This window comes from Pedobacter sp. 22163, from assembly GCF_052045595.1.
Taxonomy (GTDB): Bacteria; Bacteroidota; Bacteroidia; order Sphingobacteriales; family Sphingobacteriaceae; genus Pedobacter.
The window spans coordinates 160,896-182,009 of record NZ_JBQEPM010000001.1 but is presented as its reverse complement, the minus strand read 5'-3'; the positions used below and the strand labels follow the sequence as shown (position 1 = coordinate 182,009).

General features: G+C 36.2%; 17 protein-coding genes. 10 read left to right on the top strand and 7 right to left on the bottom strand.

Going from position 1 to position 21,114, the window contains the following annotated elements:
* Positions 1–90: 90 nt before the first annotated feature.
* Both ACTJKN_RS00765 and ACTJKN_RS00760 read right to left on the bottom strand, forming a co-directional pair.
* On the bottom strand, positions 91–1,881 hold the full coding sequence (locus ACTJKN_RS00765; RefSeq protein WP_440821794.1) for a chloride channel protein: 1,791 nt from the start codon (positions 1,879–1,881) through the stop codon (positions 91–93).
* 75 nt (positions 1,882–1,956) lie between these two features.
* Positions 1,957–2,679 (bottom strand): RluA family pseudouridine synthase, encoded by a 723-nt coding sequence (locus ACTJKN_RS00760; RefSeq protein ID WP_440821792.1) that lies wholly within the window; start codon positions 2,677–2,679, stop codon positions 1,957–1,959.
* A 15-nt stretch (positions 2,680–2,694) separates the two neighbouring features.
* Here ACTJKN_RS00760 and ACTJKN_RS00755 point away from each other — a divergent pair, with 15 nt between their 5' ends.
* Complete coding sequence (locus ACTJKN_RS00755; RefSeq protein ID WP_440821790.1) at positions 2,695–2,859, top strand: hypothetical protein; 165 nt, start codon at positions 2,695–2,697, stop codon at positions 2,857–2,859.
* Between the two features lie 49 nt (positions 2,860–2,908).
* On the opposite strand, the gene ACTJKN_RS00750 is transcribed toward ACTJKN_RS00755, so the two are convergent.
* From ACTJKN_RS00750 to ACTJKN_RS00735, 4 genes are all read right to left on the bottom strand, one after another.
* Positions 2,909–3,598: a response regulator transcription factor gene (locus ACTJKN_RS00750; protein ID WP_029274338.1), complete on the bottom strand. Its 690-nt coding sequence runs from the start codon at positions 3,596–3,598 to the stop codon at positions 2,909–2,911.
* A 103-nt stretch (positions 3,599–3,701) separates the two neighbouring features.
* Entirely contained in the window at positions 3,702–4,814 is a 1,113-nt protein-coding gene (locus ACTJKN_RS00745; RefSeq protein ID WP_440821788.1) for a redoxin domain-containing protein, read from the bottom strand.
* The gene (gene gatB / locus ACTJKN_RS00740) at positions 4,814–6,277 is read right to left on the bottom strand and encodes an Asp-tRNA(Asn)/Glu-tRNA(Gln) amidotransferase subunit GatB (protein WP_440821786.1); all 1,464 of its coding nucleotides are present in this window, start codon (positions 6,275–6,277) and stop codon (positions 4,814–4,816) included. Before gatB ends, ACTJKN_RS00745 begins: the two co-directional genes overlap by 1 nt.
* Positions 6,278–6,390: 113 nt before the next feature.
* Positions 6,391–7,539, bottom strand: coding sequence for an ATP-binding protein (locus ACTJKN_RS00735; RefSeq protein WP_440821785.1), 1,149 nt, complete (start codon positions 7,537–7,539; stop codon positions 6,391–6,393).
* A 355-nt stretch (positions 7,540–7,894) separates the two neighbouring features.
* On the opposite strand from ACTJKN_RS00735, the gene ACTJKN_RS00730 reads away from it, so the two are divergent.
* The 3 genes from ACTJKN_RS00730 to ACTJKN_RS00720 all read left to right on the top strand — a co-directional run bounded on the left by ACTJKN_RS00730 (position 7,895) and on the right by ACTJKN_RS00720 (position 9,759).
* The gene (locus ACTJKN_RS00730) at positions 7,895–8,497 is read left to right on the top strand and encodes a hypothetical protein (protein ID WP_440821783.1); all 603 of its coding nucleotides are present in this window, start codon (positions 7,895–7,897) and stop codon (positions 8,495–8,497) included.
* Positions 8,498–8,606: 109 nt separating this feature from the next.
* Positions 8,607–9,128: a hypothetical protein gene (locus ACTJKN_RS00725; RefSeq protein WP_440821781.1), complete on the top strand. Its 522-nt coding sequence runs from the start codon at positions 8,607–8,609 to the stop codon at positions 9,126–9,128.
* A gap of 127 nt (positions 9,129–9,255) precedes the next feature.
* Positions 9,256–9,759: a hypothetical protein gene (locus ACTJKN_RS00720; RefSeq protein WP_440821779.1), complete on the top strand. Its 504-nt coding sequence runs from the start codon at positions 9,256–9,258 to the stop codon at positions 9,757–9,759.
* A gap of 88 nt (positions 9,760–9,847) precedes the next feature.
* Here ACTJKN_RS00720 and alaS read toward each other — a convergent pair whose 3' ends face one another.
* Positions 9,848–12,466, bottom strand: coding sequence for an alanine--tRNA ligase (gene alaS, locus ACTJKN_RS00715; RefSeq protein ID WP_440821777.1), 2,619 nt, complete (start codon positions 12,464–12,466; stop codon positions 9,848–9,850).
* Positions 12,467–12,582: 116 nt separating this feature from the next.
* Here alaS and ACTJKN_RS00710 point away from each other — a divergent pair, with 116 nt between their 5' ends.
* The 6 genes from ACTJKN_RS00710 (at position 12,583) to ACTJKN_RS00685 (ending at position 21,082) form a co-directional block, all read left to right on the top strand.
* Complete coding sequence (locus ACTJKN_RS00710) at positions 12,583–12,918, top strand: MerR family transcriptional regulator (protein WP_029274329.1); 336 nt, start codon at positions 12,583–12,585, stop codon at positions 12,916–12,918.
* A gap of 327 nt (positions 12,919–13,245) precedes the next feature.
* On the top strand, positions 13,246–15,276 hold the full coding sequence (locus ACTJKN_RS00705; protein ID WP_440821774.1) for a helix-hairpin-helix domain-containing protein: 2,031 nt from the start codon (positions 13,246–13,248) through the stop codon (positions 15,274–15,276).
* Between the two features lie 3 nt (positions 15,277–15,279).
* Complete coding sequence (locus ACTJKN_RS00700) at positions 15,280–17,367, top strand: ComEC/Rec2 family competence protein (protein WP_440821773.1); 2,088 nt, start codon at positions 15,280–15,282, stop codon at positions 17,365–17,367.
* Between the two features lies 1 nt (position 17,368).
* Positions 17,369–18,145, top strand: a complete 777-nt coding sequence (locus ACTJKN_RS00695; protein WP_440821771.1) for an enoyl-CoA hydratase/isomerase family protein — start codon at positions 17,369–17,371, stop codon at positions 18,143–18,145.
* Positions 18,146–18,167: 22 nt separating this feature from the next.
* Entirely contained in the window at positions 18,168–18,815 is a 648-nt protein-coding gene (locus ACTJKN_RS00690) for a hypothetical protein (RefSeq protein ID WP_440821769.1), read from the top strand.
* 98 nt (positions 18,816–18,913) lie between these two features.
* Positions 18,914–21,082 carry a S9 family peptidase gene (locus tag ACTJKN_RS00685; protein ID WP_440821767.1) on the top strand — a complete coding sequence of 723 codons (2,169 nt, stop codon included), beginning with the start codon at positions 18,914–18,916 and terminating at the stop codon, positions 21,080–21,082.
* The last annotated feature ends 32 nt before the right edge of the window (positions 21,083–21,114 follow it).

The window sequence follows — 21,114 nt, the reverse complement described above, 5'->3', positions numbered from 1 at the left end:
ATCATTTCAACTTTTTTTATTAAAAATAATTATGTTGAAGTAAATGATGTACGGATGGGGATTTGAAGTCCCCTCAAGGGGATTTGGGGGTTAACCCATATAATCATTCTGCCTCATTAGCAACGCTCTGTATTTATTAAAGATTGCGGTTTTAGAAACGAAACCTAAATATTGGTTCTGCGCAGTTAATACAGGTAAAATCCATACATTATCTTGCTCCATTTTCTCTAGTACGGTCTTCAAATCATCATTTTCGGTAATGGCGTTCGGCGCTGGTTGTACCAAATATGAGGCTTGCAAATTTTCCTTATCAGGGTGGTTGATCATCTCATTAAATAGTTCTTCTATGTAAATGATCCCCTTAAAATCGCCCAATTCGTCTGTTACAGCACAAATGTTTTTATGCGATTGCATAATCTCGTTCATCTTAGCGGAAATCAGATCGTTCATGTTTAATTGAGGATAAGTTTTCTCGATCAAATACTTTAATTTCATCTGGTTTAAAACCGTTGTATCCTTATCCTCATGTGATAATAACTCACCCTTATCGGCAAGTGCTTTAGTATAAATAGAATGTTTTTGCGAGCTGCGGTTAATGGCATAAGAAATTGCAGTGGTAATCATTAACGGTACCATTAAGATATATCCCCCGGTAATTTCGGCAATCAGGAAGATCCCGGTTAAGGGAGCGTGCATAATCGAGCCTAAAGCAGCTGCCATGCCGGCCACAATAAAATTAGATACGTTTAATTGCGCCAAACCAGATAGATTTACCACATAGGCAAAGATAAACCCGATTAAACCGCCCATAATTAAACTGGGTGCAAACGTACCACCATTTCCACCAGCACCCAAGGTAACCAAAGTCGCTATCGATTTCATGAAAATGGTTACTACTGTAAACAACACCACTAAAGCCGGAATGGTATTGTAATCGGCGAAAATACTATTATTGATCACTGTTTGGTAATCGCCTTTTAATAAGCCTTTTATCGTAATATATCCTTCACCATATAAAGTTGGAAATAGAAATACCAAAGCTCCTAACATCAAACCACCTACAATCACTTTGGTATAAGGATGTTTTATTTTATAGAATAATCCTTTTACAGCATAATTGGCTTTTGTAAAATAAATGGAGAATAAGCCGATAAAACAAGCCAGTATCACATAATAAAACAATGCGTTCACTTTCCATCCTTCTGTAACCAAAAAGAAAAGCTGTTGTGTGTAGAATAATCTTGCTACTACTGCTGCTGTTGCAGCTGATAATAAAAGGGGGATAAACGCAGGAATGGTAAACTCTGGTAATAAAATTTCGATAGCGAAAACAATCCCAGCCACTGGGCTGTTAAATGCTCCTGCGATACCTGCTGCTGCGCCACAGGCCACCAGCATGGTAATTTCGCGATAGGATAAGCCCAATAAACGGCCAAGGTTTGAGCCTATTGCGGATCCACTGGTAACAATTGGTGCTTCCAAACCTGTTGAACCACCAAAGCCTACCGTAACGGCTGCGGTAATAATTTGCGAATAAATATTGTGTGCTTCTACTTTACTTGATTTTTTTGAAATGGCATAAAGCAAAGGGGTTAAACCTGTTTCGAATTTTGTTTTGCGGATAAAGTATTTGATGTACAAAACCGTTAAGAAAATACCGATCATCGGAAATATAAAATAGAGGTAGTATTTATATTTCCAGTGCCAGTCTGATTGAAGAAATTCTTCGATATGATGGGTTAAACTTTTTAAAACAGCAGCTGCGAGTCCTGCTAAAATCCCTACAATTACTGCAAGGATAATTAAGAAATTACGGTTTGATATTTTAGATTTTCGGTACTGGTTAATCTTATCAAGGTAATTTACAAATCTGATGTACATTCTATTGTTTTTTAATAGAGGGCTAATAGCCAAAAGTAACAAAAACAACTAAACAAGCCAATTTAAAGGGCTGTTTTATGCATCAAATTTATCCAATAACTTAATTAAGGTTGCGAAATCTTTTGGATACGGGGCATCAATCACGATATCTTTGTCGTCTAATCCTTTAAAAACCAAATATCTGGCATGTAATGCGAAACGTTTCATAATGGGCTGCTCCTCTTCACCTTTGGTTAATTTATAACCTCTCTTTATTGACGAAAGAAAAACAGGTTTCCCTTTGTACATATCATCGCCAACAATGGCTGCCCTTTGTGTTGCTAAGTGAATACGGATCTGGTGCATACGGCCAGTTATTGGCTTGCACTCAACCAGTGTATAATGTTTGTAGTATTTTAAGGAATCGAAAATGGTTTCTGCTCTTTTACCTTCTGCCCTATCAATGGTTACATTTTTATTACCATCGTTCAAGATTGGAAGATCAACAGTTAACTGATCAAAAATAACGTGCCCATCTACCACCGCATGATAGATTTTATTTACTTTCCTTCTTTCGAACTGCATAGAAGCATGGCGGTAACCTTCAGGGTTTTTTGCGATAATTAGAGCACCAGAAGTTTCTTTATCCAAACGGTGACAAACCTGTGCATCATCGCTATACTGTTTGGCCAAGCGTAATACATTGGTTTCTCCAGATCCACCACGTTCATCGAGCGAGGCTAAAAATGGAGGTTTATTGATAACAATAAAATCGTTGTCTTCGAAAAGAATAAGGTCTTTAAAATTTGGAAACTTCAAACTGTGCTTTAATTAATGAAGCGCAAAAATACGATTTTATTTTTATTGCTTGAGGAATTAACCACAGATAAAAGGATGAACACAGATAAAGAGATAGAGAAAACGATAATTACTTATAAGGGCTTCATCCTGAACTTGTTTCAGGATCTAATTTACGATGCAAAAAAAAACACAGATTAATCATCAGAAAAAATCTGTGTTAATCTGTGTCTATCTGTGGTAAAGCTATTTAAGAAAGCTCAAACTTATAACCTACCCCTTTTACTGTTGATACATAAGTTTCGCCTAATTTTTCTCTTAGTTTACGGATGTGAACATCAATAGTTCTATTGGTTACTACTACCGAATCTTCCCAGATATTTTTAAGGATCGATTCGCGGGTATAAACTTTTCCTGGTTTTGATGCCAATAAGTATAGAAGCTCAAATTCTTTTTTCGCCAATACCACTTTGTTACCGCCTTGAAAAACCAAATAAGCCTCACGGTCGATTACTAAATCACCAATTTCCAATTTGTTTTCAGATACTTCTTCTGTTCCTGTATTTCGTCTTAAAATCGCATTAATGCGGCTAACTAAAGCACGTGGTTTAATCGGTTTTGCGATATAATCATCAGCACCTACATTAAAACCTGCAATTTCAGAATACTCTTCACTTCTGGCAGTTAAGAAAACCATAAATGTATTCTTGAATTCAGGTATTGCACGCATTAAACGGCAAGCCTCAATCCCATCCATTTTAGGCATCATAATATCCAGGATAATCAAATCTGGATGTACCTTTTTCGCAACAGTAATTCCTTCTTGGCCATTGGTAGCTGTGAAAACTTGATAACCCTCTTTTTTAAGGTTATATTCAATAAGCTCCAGAATATCTGGTTCATCATCAACAATTAATATTTTCTGACCTGCGTTGTTCATAGTTAAATATTTGTTACGAAAGTAGTGTCTATGATGCAATATTTAGTTAAGCCTAAGTTAAGAAATTGTTAATTACTTAAATTAGTTTAACATGGAATTAGTTTTAAAGTAACGTTTTGGCTAAAAACGTCTCTAACTCATCACCACGCAGGTTTTTAGCAATTATTTTTCCAGTAGGATCAACTAAGTAAGAAGTTGGGATAGCCTGTACCTGGTATTTTTTTACCGTTGCACCGTTAAAATCTTTTAATTCGGAAACGTGTGCCCAGGTTAATCCGTCTGCTTTTACTGCACCAAGCCATGCTGCCTTATCAGTATCTAGCGAAATGCCAATGATATTAAAGTTCTTATTTTTATATTTATTGTACACCTTAACTACGTTGGGATTTTCCTGGCGGCAAGGCTGGCACCATGAGGCCCAGAAATCGATCAGTACATATTTTCCTTTATAGTCTGATAAACTTACAGGTTTGTCGTCGGCTGTATTAATGGTGAATGCCGGAGCAACCTGCCCTACCTGAACCGCTTTTAAAAGCGCCATCTGTTTTACAAAAGTATCAACAGTAGCATTGCCTTTAATTTCTTCTTTCACTTCATCCGCAAATTGTACCAGTTCTGCTTCAAATTCCTGCGGACTCAAAGTATTCATGGCATAGAAACTGGCAAGCGTACCTTTATTGTCTTTAGCAAATTTTATGATCTGCGTGTTTAATTGATTGATATACGATTCGTACTGAGGTTTCATCGATTCTAGCACAGCTGCTCTGTTTTGAGGTTGTGTTGCTACTTTTGATTCGAAATCGGCTTGCAATTTTTCAACCTGCTTCGCAAAATTATTTCTAATGGCATTCAGTTCTGATAATTTTTCTACCTCATTTGCCCCCGAAATTTTATATGCCATTGTTTTATCAGCTAAATCAGCTTCTAATTTAATGTCGTCGCCATTTTTTGCAATTAACATAAACTCATGGTTACCTACCGATACCCTAAAGAAATCAACCGATGGGGTTTTGCGGATGAATTTAAATTCACCTTTTTCTGATAGATTGGTAGAATCGATTGCAACCATATTGCTATTTTGCATCCCGTATAAAAATACTTTCTTCTCCGTACCTGGGTTTTGGAAAGTTCCATCAATCGTAAAGCTATCTTTGGGTTTACATGCAGTGAAGGCAATCGCGATCAGCATAATCAGGCTCAATTGTTTTAATCTCATTATTTCAGTTTTTCAAGTATTAATTCGTTTAATTTTTTAGCATCGGCTTTTCCTTTGGCTAATTTCATTACATCACCAACAAATAAACCTAAAACGCCCTTTTTGCCTTTCTTGTACGCTTCTACCTGTTGTGGGTATTTATTTAACACTTCATCAATAAAACTACTTAATTCGTCTCCGTTTTCAGAGATTAATAAGTTTAATGATTGTGCCAAATCGGTAACTTTTGCATTTTCTTCCAGCTCAACAGCCGGTAATAATTGTTGAATGGCAATTTGTTGTGTAATTTTTTTATCGTCAACCAGATTAATTGCTTCTGCCAGTTGTGCCGGATTAACTTTGAAATCAGAGATCGTAATCCCTTTTTCATTTAAAACAGCTCTAATCGGACCTATTAACCAATTAATTAAGCTTTTTTTGTTGTGAACAGCCGACTGTGCCTGGTTAAAGTAGTTTAACAGGTCTAAATCTTCGGCAAAAAGAGCCGCATCAGCTTTACTGATCCCAAAGTCAGCAACCATCTGCTGAGAAATTTCATTTGGTAAAGCAGGCATTAAAGATTTAATCTCCGTTAACCAATCATCAGAAATATAAATGGGTTGCAGATCGGGATCTGAAAAATAACGATAATCATTCGCCTCCTCTTTAGTACGCATCGGTGATGTAGTGCCTTTATCAGCATCAAAATTCAATGTGCTCTGAATAATTCTTCCCCCATTGCTAATCACTTCTACCTGACGGCCAAATTCGAAATCCATCGCTCTACGTACGTTACGCATCGAGTTTAGGTTTTTTACTTCGCAACGTGTTCCAAATTCGGTAGTGCCCTGTGGGCGTATAGAAATATTGGCATCGCAGCGCAAACTACCTTCTTCCATATTGCCATCGCTTACATTTAAATGCCTCACCAGTTTCCTGATTTCACTTAATAAAACAGATGCTTCTTCTGAACTGCGGATATCGGGCTCGGTTACAATCTCAATTAAAGGTACACCTGCACGGTTCAAATCAACCAGCGAATAGTTATCATCCTGATCATGGATACTTTTTCCGGCATCTTCTTCCAGGTGAATGCGATTGATTCCGATTTTCTTCGTAGAGCCATCAGCCAGTTGCAGCTCCAGAAAACCATTTACACAGATGGGTTGATTATCCTGCGTAATCTGATAACCTTTTGGCAGGTCGGCATAGAAATAGTTTTTCCTATCAAAATGGTTGGTCTGGTTAATGGTACAGTTTAAAGCCAGGCCAATACGGATGGCTTTTGCTACTACTTCTTTATTTAACTTTGGTAAGGCTCCAGGCAGTGCCAGCGAAACCGTAGATATATTTTGATTGGGTAAAGCCCCGAAAGATGCACTGTCAGCAGAAAATATTTTAGTGTTGGTATTTAACTGAACGTGGATTTCTAGTCCTGAAACGAGTTCGAAAGCAGTTTGGGGGCTTGTTTTTTGTAAAGGCATTTAAAGCTTCGTGTTATTATAAGTGTTATTAACCACAGATTTTTAGGCCTAATGCTGACTTAATCTGTGGTTAAATATTAATGTGTCAAATATAGTTATTATTTAGTCTTTCGTTAAAAAAGGCTTGATGGAGAAATTTTCAGAAACTCCTGCCAAGGCAATCCTCCTGCTCCAACTAAAAGTATTTTATTGGGCTTGTACATTTTGTTAAAAGCATCCATTCCCGAAGTACCAGTAACATGGCCTGTACTTTTAACTTCTATACCAATTATTTTACCTCGTTTCTCTAAAATAAAATCTACTTCATCGTTTCTATGCCGCCAATAAAATACTTTATAACCTTCTACAAATGAAGAATTTAATAAATGTGCACCTATTGATGATTCTACCATTCTCCCCCATTCTGCTGGCTGTTTTTTTATCTCTTCAAAGAATTCATTTCTTTGCGCGCTTACCAAAGCATTATTATGCACCTGGAATTTTGGACTGGATGAACGTTTACGGATCACATCAGCCGCAAATTTTTCAATACCACCCAGTAAACCGGCAGTATCTAATAAATGTAAATAATGCGACAATGTTGTGGTATTGCCTGCATCGGAGAGTTGACCTAATATTTTGGTGAAAGACAGGATCTGACTGGAATATAAACAGCCCAATTCAAACAAGCGTTTCATTAATGCAGGTTTGTCTACACGGGTTAGCATTAAAATGTCTTTCGAAATACTGGTTTCTATCAGGGCATTTGAGACATAATTTTTCCATCGCTCTTCGTCGTTGATTAGACCTGCAGCGCCCGGATAGCCACCAAACCATACATATTGTTCAGCAGTAAAACCAAAAGCACTTTCCATTTCGGCAAAACTCCAATGCCCTAAATAGGTTAATTCGAATCTCCCAGCTAATGATTCTGTTAATCCCTGTTGAATCAGCAGTCTGGAAGATCCCAATAAAATTACTTTTAAGTTTACTCCATTTCGCATGTCTTCATCCCATAGGCGCTTCACAATTTCACTCCAGTTGTCAATTTTCTGAATTTCATCGATCACAAGCAGATATTCATTAACACCGGGTTCTTTTAATAGTTCTCTTGTATTGAACCATATCAGCTCTATCCAGGTTCTATCTGAAGCAGCAACAGCATCTGCAGATTCAAATATACAAGGTGTATCTATTTCCTTGATCAATTGACTGATCAATGTTGTTTTGCCTATTTGCCTAGGGCCTACAAGCACTTGAATAAACCTTTTTGGTTCATTCATAACTTTAACAAGTTTCTGTAAATAAGACCTTTGGAACATATTTGACAATTTACTCAATACAATGAGTAAAATTACTCAATACACTTAGTAATTCAAAACGATTAATAAGTTCTAATTAATAATTCTAACACGAAATGTTATTATCTCTTTGTCTGCATATAAAAATTAACAAATAAATAACTGTTAATAAACGAGTTATGGTTTTTTTTACATTTTACTCAATGAACTGAGTAAAATTACTCAATTGCATATGCAATCGTTAAAGAATGTTAAATGGGGTGACTCTGGTTAAACCAGAACGTATTGAGTTTGTCTATCGGTAAACACACAAAAGAAACCTTTAATTAAAAACATTATGAAAAAGTTATTTTTATTTGCTGCAGTTCTGATGGTTTCATTATTCAGCATAAACAATGCAAAAGCACAGGTTAGCTTAAATATCAATATTGGTTCTCAACCAGTTTGGGGTCCAGCGGGATATAATCATGTAGAATATTATTATTTTCCTGATATAGATGCCTATTATAATGTGCCTTCTGCACAATACATTTACTCGAATGGCGGACGTTGGGTTTGGGTAAGCAGTTTGCCTGCCCAATACAGGAACTTTGATTTATACCGCGCCTATAAAGTGGTAATCAATGAGCCAAAACCGTATTTAAGAAACAAAATCTATGTAACCAGGTACAGTAAATATAAAAATTACGGTGGCCGCCAAAGTATTATAAGAGATAGCCGTGATACCAAATATTATGTAGTAAAAGGACACCCAAACTATAATGGGAACAAAACTGTAGTGATTAATAATAACCGCCCAGTACGTAGGGAGAAAACTGTTGTAAAGGTAAATCAAAATTCAAGGTATGCCCGAAACAACGAACACAAAACTAATAGCAAAGGTGGGAATGACCGTCCTGAAAGAAATAACGGTCAGGGCCGTGGTAACGAGCGCCATTAATATTAATATTTAGTTGTAAATAAAGGAGCTTCGAAAGAGGCTCCTTTATTGTTTACTTACTTCTGGCACGTAGTTTGGCTATAAATAATAAACACTAAATGAATTGATTATGAGAAGATTATTTTTAATGGCTGCATTGATGATGGTTTCATTGTTCAGCATCCCCGCTAAAGCACAGTTAAATGTTAATGTTAACATTGGTTCGCAACCGCTTTGGGGACCAACAGGTTATGACCATGTAGATTATTACTATCTCCCTGACGTAGAAAGTTATTATTATGTTCCACAGAAGCAGTTTGTTTACTTAAATGGAAACGACTGGGTTTTTGCAAATTCTTTACCTTCTAGACATGGTAATTACAATTTATTCAATGGTTATAAAGTTGTGATTAATTCGCCTAAGCCTTACTTGAATTTCAAAAACGATAAGGTAAAGTATGCAAAATATAAGGGTAATAAAGGGCAATTTGTAATTAGGGATAGCCGTGATAGCAAATATTATGTAGTAAAAGGACATCCTCATGGTATGCCTCCAGGACAGGCTAAAAAGATTTATGGAAAAGGAAATAACGATAAGGGTCATGGAAATGACAATGGAAAGGGCCACGGAAATGGTAAAGGAAAACACTAATGCCCAATTTTATTAACCGATTTAAAAAGAGCTTCTTTCGGGGGCTCTTTTTTTATATATCTGTTACAATAGAAGTTTTGGCACAGCGTTTGAATTATTGAAATACACACAAATAAAATGGATTATTATGAAAAAGTTATTTATCATCTCCGCGATTTTAGGTATCGTGGCTTTAACATCTAATCAATCTAACGCTCAGGTAAGTATTAATGTAAATATAGGTGCGCAGCCAGCTTGGGTGCCTGCGGGTTATGAAAACGTTAATTATTACTATCTCCCAGAAGTTCAATCTTATTATTATGTCCCTCAAAGGCAGTTTGTTTATTTAAGTGGAAACAGATGGACAAGATCAAGGTATTTACCATCGAGGTATAGAGGTTACGATCTGCATCACGGAAGAAAAGTAGTCGTTTACGGTAATAGCCCATATCGTAATTATAATACCCATAGAGTAAGCTATTCACATCATAACAATTATTACCGCTCATCTTATGGTGGTGGAAACCGAGTACGTTATAGCTCGCCAAGAAATAATTACAGATCTTACCGCGTAGATAACAGATACCATGATAGAAGAGTAAATTCGAGTTTATTCTCTAGAGGACATAGAGAAAAACACGGAAGACATTAAAATAAAAAAGAGGCTTCAGGGCCTCTTTTTTATTTGTATATCGTCATGCAGATCCGATAGCTATCGGATTTGTTTCAGCATCTTTCAATCAATGGTGAGGAATAAAACTTTCCGCTTTTTCCAGAACAACTTTTAGTCCGGCTGGGTTTTTACCACCTGCGGTAGCATAAAACGGTTGGCCACCGCCACCGCCCTGAATTTCTTTACCCAACTCGCGAACAATATTAGATGCATTTAATCCCTTTTTCACCAGGTGATCAGAAAGCATTACGGTTATTCCCGGTTTGCCATCAATTTCTGTAGTAAAAACCAGAAACAGGTTATCAACCATGTCCTTCAAAGAGAAAGCAAGATTTTTAACTGCATCAGCGCTCTGGAGATCAATGTGTTTAGCAATCAGGTTAATGCCGTTAATTCCTCTTACATGATGAACGATTTCATGTTTTAAGGTGTTTACCCGTTCTATTGTCGACTTTTCAATCTCCTTTTTCAGTTTTGCATTTTCATCCAATAAGGCCTGAACAGACGCCGATAAATCTTTACTTCCATTTAGTAATGCTTTTAAATGGCCAAGTTCTTTTCTTTGATCTAAGAAGTATTGTTCAGCTTTGTCAGCAGTGATGGCCTCGATACGGCGAACACCAGCTGCTACAGCACTTTCCGAAACAATTTTGAATGAGCCGATCTGCCCGGTTGCTTTTACGTGTGTACCTCCGCAAAGTTCTTTAGAGAAATGGTCGTCAAAAGTAATCATACGGACAAAATCGCCGTATTTTTCGCCAAATAAAGCCGTTACACCACTTTCAATGGCATCTTGATAAGGAACGTTACGTTGTTCCTTTAACTTAATATTCTGGCGGATTTTCTGGTTCACAATTACCTCAATCTGTGCTAATTCCTCGTCAGTAACTTTAGCGAAGTGAGAAAAATCGAAACGTAAGTAGTCTGCATTCACCAACGAACCTTTCTGGTTAACATGTTTGCCTAAAACTTGTTTTAATGCCGCATGCAGTAAGTGTGTGGCAGAGTGGTTATCTTCAGTTAAAACACGTTTATCTTCATCTACAACAGCCCAAAATTTACCTTCTAAATTATCCGGTAAGATATCGGTAAAATGAACGGTTAAGCCATTTTCTTTTTTGGTATCGGTAATGTCTACCCAAAACTGGCGGCTGTGGTCTTCTAAACGGCCGGTATCTCCTACCTGACCACCACTTTCGGCGTAGAAAGGTGTTTGGCGAAGTACAATTTGATATTGCTCTTTACCCTTAGCTTTTACTTTACGGTATTTTAAAATTTCGGTTTCAATTTCTAAATCATCATAGCCTACAAATTCGCTCTGTTCTTCAGTATTTACGACGATCCAATCGCTTGTATCAATGGCTGTTGCGGCACGACTATCGTCTTTTTGCTTTTTCAAAGCCTGTTCATAGCCAGCCAAGTCAACGCTCCAGCCCTTTTCTCGGGCCATTAATTCCGTTAAATCGATCGGAAAACCAAATGTATCTGATAATTCGAAAGCGAAATTACCCTCTACTACATCATTCGATGCCTGATATTTTTCGAAACGTTGAATTCCCGTTGATAAGGTTCTCAGGAAAGAAACTTCTTCTTCCAGCACTACTTTTTGCACAAAATCCTGTTGCGAAATCAGTTCATCAAATACACCTTTAAATTGCTCAGCCAATAAAGGAACCAGTTGATTTAAGAAAGGTTCTTTGAAGTTTAAAAACGTATAAGCATAACGTACGGCCCGGCGTAAAATCCTACGGATTACATAACCCGCTTTATTATTAGAAGGTAACTGACCATCTGCAATAACAAATGAAATGGCACGGATGTGATCAGCCATAACACGCATGGCGATATCGGTTTTTTCGTCAGCACCATATTTAATGCCCGATTTTTCTGCAATAAACTGAATCATCGGTTGGAAAACATCGGTATCGTAGTTAGAGGTTTTTTCTTGTAAAACACGTACCAAACGCTCAAATCCCATTCCTGTATCAACGTGTTTAGCTGGTAAACTTTGCAAAGAACCATTTTTTAAACGGTTAAACTGCATAAATACATTATTCCAGATCTCGATTACCTGAGGATGATCGGCATTTACTAAAATAGCACCATCAACTAAAGCTTTTTCTTCATCAGTACGGCAATCTACATGGATTTCAGAACAGGGTCCGCATGGCCCGGTATCGCCCATTTCCCAGAAGTTGTCTTTTTTATTTCCTGGTAAAATATGGCTTTCATCAACATATTGTTTCCAAAGATCGTAAGCTTCCTGATCTTTTTCCAGACCTTCTTTTTCATCGCCTTCGAAGTAGGTGACATATAATTTTTCTTTCGGGATTTTGTAAACTTCGGTCAGTAATTCCCAGCTCCAGGCAATGGCTTCTTTTTTGAAATAATCGCCAAAACTCCAATTTCCCAACATTTCGAACATGGTATGGTGGTAAGTATCAATACCTACTTCTTCCAGATCGTTATGTTTGCCAGAAACACGTAAACAACGTTGTGTATCAGCAACACGAGAATATTTTATGGCCGCCTCTCCTAAAAACAGATCTTTAAACTGGTTCATACCCGCATTGGTAAACATTAAAGTGGGGTCGTTTTTAACGACAATCGGTGCGGAAGGAACAACATGATGTTGTTTCGATTCAAAAAAACTAAGGAATGCCTGTCTAATCTCTTTTGCTGTCATTTCAGTATTATTGGAGGGAACAAAATTAAAATTTTATTGCGTTATTAAGGAAAAATCGAGCTACATTTGAATACTTTAATTAATCGATATAAGACACTCATAATCAAGCACAAAATATGCCGTATAAAGAAAGAGACATTAATAAAATGTATTATACCATGGGCGAAGTGACTGAAATGTTTAATGTTAACGCATCACAGATCCGTTTTTACGAGAAGGAATTCGACATCCTACAGCCCAAGAAAAATAAAAAAGGCAACCGTCTTTTTACTCCAGAAGACATTGAAAACCTAAAGATCATCTTCAATCTTGTTGATGAAAAAGGATTTACATTAAAAGGTGCTAAAGACTATTTAAAAAATAATAAAACAGGTGTTAGAGAGAATCAAAAAATTATAGATTCTTTAGAAAAACTGAAAGGTTTTTTGGTAAACCTGGCAGAAGAACTGTAAACATTTTATTCCCTTTATCATTATCGATTTTCTTTGTATTACTCTTATGTAATTAGAAAAATACATTTTTTGTAGTTTTTTTAACTATTTTCCTATATTAGCAAAACCAAAACATCAATCACCCCTATTTTTTTTAACTGGTATAACCCCTGCTTATGAAAATATGGTATGTATTGTTGCTTGTCTTTTTCCCCTATTTTTTATTTTCCCAAAACCATTTGGGTGGCTATTTATCTGCAATAGTTAATCATTTCTTTCTTCGAGAAATTCCTTTTGGAATTACATTGCTACTTAACCTTTATGATATATTTCTAAATGGAGGTGGCTATGCGGTTTAAGTGCTTAGTTGTTGCATTTGTAATGATTGGATTCACGGCGAATGCTCAAATCAATGCTGGGGAAACAGATACACGAGATATTTTGGAGAGTATGGCTGAAAACCTACCCGATGATTACGATATGACCGAACTGATTGATGTATTGGAGAAATATCGTAAACATCCAATTAATCTGAACCGTACCTCAGTTGAAGAATTAAAAACTTTGGTTTTCTTATCCCCCCTACAGATTGGTAATTTCTTTACACATCTAAAGGAAAATGGTCAGCTTACAGATGTGCTGGAATTACAAAGCATTAACGGTTTTGATATTAAAACCGTGCATAATCTCCTCCCATTTGTAACATTGACCAATATTTCTGAATACCAACAGCTCAATTTTAAAAACATTATAGGTACTGGTGAAAATGATTTGATGATGCGCTTTGCACAGACCTTACAAGAACAAAGAGGTTATACAGATTTACCCGGGAACAGGTATTTAGGTTCTCCGGAAAGATTTCAGATGCGCTACAGATATCATTATAGTTCAATTCTATCAGCAGCCATTACCTTAGACAAAGATGCTGGTGAAAAATTTATAGGCAAGCCTTTCGATTTTTATTCTGGCAATATCGCTCTATTTAAATTGGGTAAGCTAAAAAAACTGGTAGTTGGCGATTATACACTGCAATTTGGGCAAGGCTTAACATTATGGTCGGGTTTTTCTTTTGGCAAAGGCCCTGATGTAACCAGTGTAGCTAAAAAAGATTTAGGTTTAAGGCCTTATAACTCTACGAATGAGTATTCTTTTTTTAGAGGAGGCGCTGCAACGATTAACTTATTTAAAAATGTAGACATTACTGCTTTTGTTTCGTTCCGAAATCTTGATGCCAGCCAAAAATTAGATTCAGCAGGAAATTTAGTTCAGTCCACTATTAATCAAACCGGTTTACATAGAACCCCTACTGAGATTAAGAATAAAGGTGTTTTAGCGCAAAGCGTATTTGGTACTACAGTTCAATATGCCAAAAACGAATTTGCTGTTGGCGCAATTGCTTACCATACTCATTATAAGAACCGCTTTATTACACAAACTGCTACTTATGATCGATATAGTTTCACTGGTACAGCATTAACCAATTTGGGATTGTTTTACAATTATACTTATAAAAATATGTACCTCTATGGCGAGGCGGCCAAAGGTCTAGGTGGTGGCATTGCCTATATTAACGGTGTCCTCATTAGTTTATCGCCAACAGTTTCTGTAGCTTTAACTTATCGCGATTATGCTAAAGATTATCATAGTTTCTTTAATCAGGCAGTATCCGAATCGAGCGAAGCGGTAAATGAAAAAGGATTATATGCAGGCTTAAATATTAATCCCAATAAACATTGGGCCTTTTCTTTCTATGGTGATTATTTTCGGTTCCCGTGGTTAAAATACCGGGTTGATGAGCCATCAAAAGGTTACGAGATTTTAACCCAGGCCGTTTATACACCAAGCAAAACCTTTAAAGTTTTAGTCCGGTTTAAAACAGAACATAAACAACAAAATACGGATTTGGATGTGCCTGTTAACTTTTTAGACCATGTAAAAAGAGAAGGTTATCGGGCAGAGGCAAACTGGCAATTGAATAATAATTGGCGCTTCCAAAACAGGCTAGAGATTTCTCAATATAAAAAAGGTAGTGCCAATAGAGAATTTGGTTATCTCGTTTATCAGGATGTAGACTATTCACCAATGTTCGCTAAGCTAACAGGAAATGTAAGATTTGCCTATTTCAATACCCCAAGCTATAACAGCAGAATTTATGCCTATGAAGATGATGTTTTGTACAGTTTTGCTTTTGGAATGTATAATGGAAGAGGTTTTAGGACTTATTTTAACCTGAAATACAGTATAGTCAAGAAGCTAAATGTTTGGGTTCGATATGGGTTGTTTGTTTATAAGAACGTAGAAACAGTAGGTACTTACCTGGATGAAATTAAGGGCAATAAAAAATCGGAAGTTAAAATTCAGCTACGCTATCAATTTTAAACAATGTTTAAGTCCGAATATGTTTTTGTCAGGATCCTGTTTCCTTTTCTTTTAGGTAGCTGTGTTTTTTATTTCTTTCCAAAAAGCGTATACATTCAATTGTGGGCCTCAGTCCTACTTGCTGTTATACTGAGCATTTTATTGTTGAATATCACTTATAAAAAATTAAGTGTGTACCGTTATAAGGGAGCTGTTGGTATTTTAATTTTTATACTTTTTCTTAGCCTTGGTGCTTTACTTTGCTTGCTCCATAACGAAAGTTTAAACCAAAATTACTTTGCAAAAGTGCAGTGCAGCTATTTAAAAGTTGAAGTGATCAATGAACCTCAGAAAAGTAGTAACATCATACGTTTTAAAGCAAAGGTAGTATCGGGATTTCAAAAAGACAAACAGATCAGATTGTCGGGGCAAATGCTTATTGCGGTAAAATTAGATGGTTTAAACCCAATTGAATTAAAGTATGGCGACGTAATCATAGTTCCGGCTACATATACCGAAATAGAGCCGTCATATAATCCTGCAGAATTTGATTTTAAAGCCTGGTTAGGTAGTCAGAATATTTATCATCAGGCTTTTATAGATCAGGATCATATCGTTAGCAACAAAAATAATATTGGTAATCCAATTATAAAGATGGCTTTAAGCTTAAGAGAAAAGCAGGTAGCCAAATACCGAAACTTGATTAAAAGTGATGAGGCTTTTGCGGTAGCCTCTACCCTTATTTTAGGCTACCGTGCTGATTTAAGCAAAGAAACTTTATCGGCTTATTCCAAAACCGGAACTATTCATGCTCTATCTGTATCAGGAGCACATGTAGCCATTATTTATGTCGTTCTGGATTTTTTGTTCTTCTTTTTGAACAAAAATCGGCCACTAAGAATTGTGAAGCTGTTGTTAATTTGTACTTTGATTTGGGGATATGCTTTGTTAACAGGATTATCACCTTCTGTAGTTCGCTCGGCTGTGATGATCAGCATTTTAATTACGGCTAAAGTTTTATCGAAGCAAACCAACAGTTATAATATTTTGGCCTTTTCGGCATTTTGCCAGCTCGTTTACAATCCATTTTTAATTTTAGATGTTGGGTTTCAGCTTTCCTATCTGGCCGTATTCGGGCTAATTTACCTTCAGCCTAAAATTTATAATCTTCTTTATACCGAACATATTTGGCTAGATAAGTTATGGAGTTTCACAGCTATGTCTTTAGCCGCACAACTGGTCACTTTTCCATTAAGCATCTACTATTTTCATCAATTCCCACTTTACTTTCTTTTTGCGAATCTTTTTATCACCATCCCATTGGTATTAATGATGTATTTAGGAATTGCAGTATTAATTCCAGCATTCAGATTTTTAGCTCCGGTTTTCGAATGGATAATAAATTTTACAAATGCTGTATTAAAATGGATTGCCAATTTACCATATGCTAGTTTTTCATCAATATGGATTAATTTGCCTGAATTTGTATTGTTGAGCCTATCGCTCGGATTGTTTATTTATGCCTTGGCTAAATTTAACAAACGACTTTTGTTCTCTTCTTTAATGCTATTTGTTTGCTATCAACTTTTGGTTGTACACGATGATCTAAACGCCTTTCATCAAAGGAAAATTATTTTCTTTTCACTGAGAAAAAACTATGCTACTGCTTTTATTAATGGAAAGGAAGCTGTTTTGGTTTCAGATTTAAGTGCTGAAGATAAAAATTATAATTTTTCTATTGTGCCGGCACTAACGCAATTGCAGGTAAACAAAATACGTTTTATTAGTTTTAACAAAGATACCGTTTTAGGGCAGTTTGTATTAAAGAACAATCAAATTGCCTTTTTTAATTATAAGATGCTGTTGATCGATGAAAACCTGAATGATAAAAATATAGACGGAAATGCTACTTTTTCAAGTATCTGGTTAAGTGGAAATACTAAATTTAATTTAGCCAAAATGGATCTTGATATAAAATATAAAACTGCAATAATCGATGCTACTAATAAAGATTATAAAATTCAGCTCTTAAAGAAGTATATGGAGAATAATGAAATAGATGTACATGTTTTAAAGAAAAATAAAGCATATTTGGTGCAACTAACCCAATAACATGGAAAATCTGGTTTTATATCAGGTTGCTGAAAGAATAGCAACGATAACTATCAATAGGCCCGGAAAAAGAAATGCGCTAAACCCTCAACTTATCGCTGAATTAACTTCTGCATTTATAAAAGCATCTGAAGATGACCTGGTAAAAGTGGTAATATTGAATGCAAATGGCGATACTTTTAGTGCTGGTGCCGATTTAGCATATCTTCAGCAATTACAGCACAATACATTTGAAGAGAACGTTGCTGATTCTAATCATCTAAAAAAACTCTTTACAACCATTTATTATTTACCAAAAGTCGTTATTGCGCAGGTAGAAGGTCATGCCATTGCCGGCGGCTGTGGTTTGGCCACGATATGTGATATTGTTTTTGCTACCCCTGAAAGTAATTTTGGGTATACTGAAGTGAAAATTGGTTTTGTACCTGCTATTGTTTCTTGCTTTTTAAAACAAAAGGTGAGCGAATCCATCGTCAATGAAATTTTATTAACTGGAAAAATCTTTTCTGCTGAGCAGGCATTGAAATATAATTTGATAAATTTTGTAACAAATTCATCCGATATTCATCAAATAGTAAGAGAATTTGCATTAAGTTTGTGCTGCGGGAGCTCTGGTAATTCATTAATGATTACTAAACAATTGATTACGCAAACAACTAATCCCCTATTGGAAAAATGCTTGGAAACTGCGGTACAGATAAATGCCCGTGTAAGAGAGAGTGAAGATTTTAAAAAAGGAATCTCTTCATTTTTAAACAAAGAAAAAATTAATTGGTAAAAAACTAAACTGAAATAAAAACATGTTCAAATCAATCAAAACTAGTGTTATAGCTTTAATCTTAGTAAGTACTGCTATAATTGCCCATGCACAAAAGAAAATTGCTGAAGGTACTTTGGTATTTGCAGTAACTGCTAATGGTACAACAACCGACGTTAAAACTAAATTTAATGGTAACTTAACCAAAATAGAAATAGAAAATGGACCTGCAATGGTTAATATCATTTCAAACACGGCAGATAAAACAGGATTATTATTAATTGACGTTCCGGTAGCTCAAAAACAGTTTGCGGTAAAGGTGAGCAAAGCTGAAACAGAAGCACAAGAAGCTTTATTGCCAAAATATTCTGATTATAAAGCAACTGGTGAAAAACAGACAATTGCTGGATTGAGTGCTGAAAAATATACTTACAAAGATGACAAAGGTGGAGCTCATGAATTATGGGCAACAAAAGATGTTGATATTGCTTCAGTTACCAATGGTGGTTTCTTTAAAGGTTTAGGTGCACTTCCTGTAAAATATTCGGCAGTAATTAATGGCGTAAATTCAGATCTGGTTCTAAAATCTCTTTCTGAAGCTAAAGTAGGTGCCATTAGCACTGAAATTCCTACTGGTTACGATGTAGTAACTATGGAAGAATTGAAAGCCATGCAAGGTGGTGGTGAATAATTAACCAATTCAAGATAATTTACAGCTTTTTAACTGCAGGCTTTTTATTTAAATTAGCCCGAAAGTTGAAAAGCTTTTTTTATGTCCAAAAACTATATATGATTAAAAAATTATTATTAAGATTATCAATTGCTTGTATAGCATTATGCACGCTAATTGATGCCCAGGCTCAAAATATCAATTGGGCAAAAGACGGTAACTCCTATTATCAGAATATTGGTGGCGAAATCGTTTCAATAACACTTCCTAAAAACGATCGTAAAACCGTTATATCGAGGGGATTATTAACACCTGCCGGAAAAAATGATGCCATTACAGTAAGAAGTTTCCAATTATCGGATGATGGTTCGAAAGCATTAATCTACACCAATAGTAAAAAAGTTTGGCGTTACGATACACGTGGAGATTATTGGCTGGCCGATTTAGCTTCCAATAAAATCACTCAAATTGGGAAAGATAGACCAGCTTCATCACTAATGTTTGCTAAGTTATCGCCCGATGGCAGTAAGGTTGCTTATGTAAGTAAACATAACCTATATGTAGAAAATATTGATGGAACTGGTGCAAAGGCCTTAACTACTGATGGTACAGACCGAATGATTAACGGTACTTTCGATTGGGTTTATGAGGAAGAATTTGATTGTCGTGATGGTTTTAGATGGAGTCCGGATGGAAAATCGATTGCTTATTGGCAGCTTGATGCAACGAAGATCAAAAATTTCTTAATGATCAATAATACAGATTCTATTTATCCGTATACCATTCCTGTAGAATATCCAAAGGTGGGCGAAAATCCGTCGGCTTGTAGAGTTGGTGTGGTTGATATTGCAACAGCCAAAACGAACTGGTTAAATGTTCCTGGAGATAATATTCAGCACTATATCCCACGTATGCAGTGGGTACCTAACAGTAATGACATTATTTTACAACAGCTTAACCGCGAGCAGAACGAAAGTATAGTATTTATCTGTAATGCAGGTACAGGATCGGCAAAAGCAGTTTATACCGAAAAAGCTAAAGCATGGATTGATGCACAGGATGAGTGGAAATGGTTAAATGATAATAAAGAGTTTACCATTGTATCTGAAAAGGATGGTTGGAACCACTTGTATAGAATCAGTTTGGACGGAAAAAAAGAAACATTGGTTACGAAAGGCAATTATGATGTGATTGATGTAAAATTGATCGATGTAAAAAATAATATGGTCTATTTTCTGGCATCACCAATAAATGCCACTCAGAAATATCTTTTTAAAACCAAATTAGATGGAAAAGGTAAGTTAGAACAGGTTACACCTTCGGTTTTACCAGGAACACACAATTACGATATTTCTCCAAATGCTGCTTTTGCGCGCCATTCATATAACAGCTCGCTTGTTGAGCCAATTACAGAGTGGATGAACTTTACTACCGGGAATCCATTTACAATGGACGGGAGCATTACTACACAACTAGCTAAGCAAGCGGCAACTAAAAACAAAGTTGAGTTTTTTAAAGTAACTACTGAAGATGGTATTGAAATGGACGGTTGGATGAAAAAACCTGATAATTTTAATCCGGATAAGAAATACCCGGTAGTATTTTATGTTTATGGCGAGCCCGCTTCAGCTACAGCATTAGATACTTATGGTGCAGGAAGAAACCGTTTATATGCCGGTGATATGGCCAAAGATGGTTATATCTATATTTCAATGGATAATAGAGGTGCACCCCTTCCAAAAGGCAGTACATGGCGCAAAAGTATTTACAAAAATATTGGAGTGATCAATATCCGCGACCAGGCGATGGCCGCTAAAAAATTACTGGCTACTCATGCTTTTATGGATAAAGACCGTGTTGCTGTTTGGGGCTGGAGCGGTGGCGGTTCATCTACTTTAAACCTGATGTTCCAATACCCAGAAATTTATAAAACAGGTATTGCAATTGCTGCGGTTGGTAATCAATTAACCTACGATAATGTTTACCAGGAGCGTTATATGGGTACTCCTTTCCCAAGTAAGGAGGCGTATATTAAGGGTTCTCCGATTACTTATGCTAAAAACTTAAAAGGCAATTTATTGTATATCCACGGTACTGGCGACGATAACGTGCATTATCAGAATGCCGAAATGCTGATTAATGAGTTAATTAAAAACGGAAAGGTTTTTCAATTGATGAGTTATCCAAACCGCACCCACAGTATCTCTGAGGGCGAAGGAACCGGCAAACATTTATCCTTAACTTACACAAAGTTTTTAAAAGAAAACTGCCCTCCGGGAGCGAGATAGAAAATTTAAAAGCAGCTTTCGGGCTGCTTTTT

Coding starts and splice junctions, on each gene's coding strand:
- ACTJKN_RS00765 (WP_440821794.1), bottom strand. CDS start 1,881: ATGTACATCAGATTTGTAAATTACCTTGATAAGATTAACCAGTACCGA.
- ACTJKN_RS00755 (WP_440821790.1), top strand. CDS start 2,695: ATGAAGCGCAAAAATACGATTTTATTTTTATTGCTTGAGGAATTAACC.
- ACTJKN_RS00750 (WP_029274338.1), bottom strand. CDS start 3,598: ATGAACAACGCAGGTCAGAAAATATTAATTGTTGATGATGAACCAGAT.
- ACTJKN_RS00745 (WP_440821788.1), bottom strand. CDS start 4,814: ATGAGATTAAAACAATTGAGCCTGATTATGCTGATCGCGATTGCCTTC.
- gatB (WP_440821786.1), bottom strand. CDS start 6,277: ATGCCTTTACAAAAAACAAGCCCCCAAACTGCTTTCGAACTCGTTTCA.
- ACTJKN_RS00735 (WP_440821785.1), bottom strand. CDS start 7,539: ATGAATGAACCAAAAAGGTTTATTCAAGTGCTTGTAGGCCCTAGGCAA.
- ACTJKN_RS00730 (WP_440821783.1), top strand. CDS start 7,895: ATGAAAAAGTTATTTTTATTTGCTGCAGTTCTGATGGTTTCATTATTC.
- ACTJKN_RS00725 (WP_440821781.1), top strand. CDS start 8,607: ATGAGAAGATTATTTTTAATGGCTGCATTGATGATGGTTTCATTGTTC.
- ACTJKN_RS00720 (WP_440821779.1), top strand. CDS start 9,256: ATGAAAAAGTTATTTATCATCTCCGCGATTTTAGGTATCGTGGCTTTA.
- alaS (WP_440821777.1), bottom strand. CDS start 12,466: ATGACAGCAAAAGAGATTAGACAGGCATTCCTTAGTTTTTTTGAATCG.
- ACTJKN_RS00710 (WP_029274329.1), top strand. CDS start 12,583: ATGCCGTATAAAGAAAGAGACATTAATAAAATGTATTATACCATGGGC.
- ACTJKN_RS00705 (WP_440821774.1), top strand. CDS start 13,246: ATGCGGTTTAAGTGCTTAGTTGTTGCATTTGTAATGATTGGATTCACG.
- ACTJKN_RS00700 (WP_440821773.1), top strand. CDS start 15,280: ATGTTTAAGTCCGAATATGTTTTTGTCAGGATCCTGTTTCCTTTTCTT.
- ACTJKN_RS00695 (WP_440821771.1), top strand. CDS start 17,369: ATGGAAAATCTGGTTTTATATCAGGTTGCTGAAAGAATAGCAACGATA.
- ACTJKN_RS00690 (WP_440821769.1), top strand. CDS start 18,168: ATGTTCAAATCAATCAAAACTAGTGTTATAGCTTTAATCTTAGTAAGT.
- ACTJKN_RS00685 (WP_440821767.1), top strand. CDS start 18,914: ATGATTAAAAAATTATTATTAAGATTATCAATTGCTTGTATAGCATTA.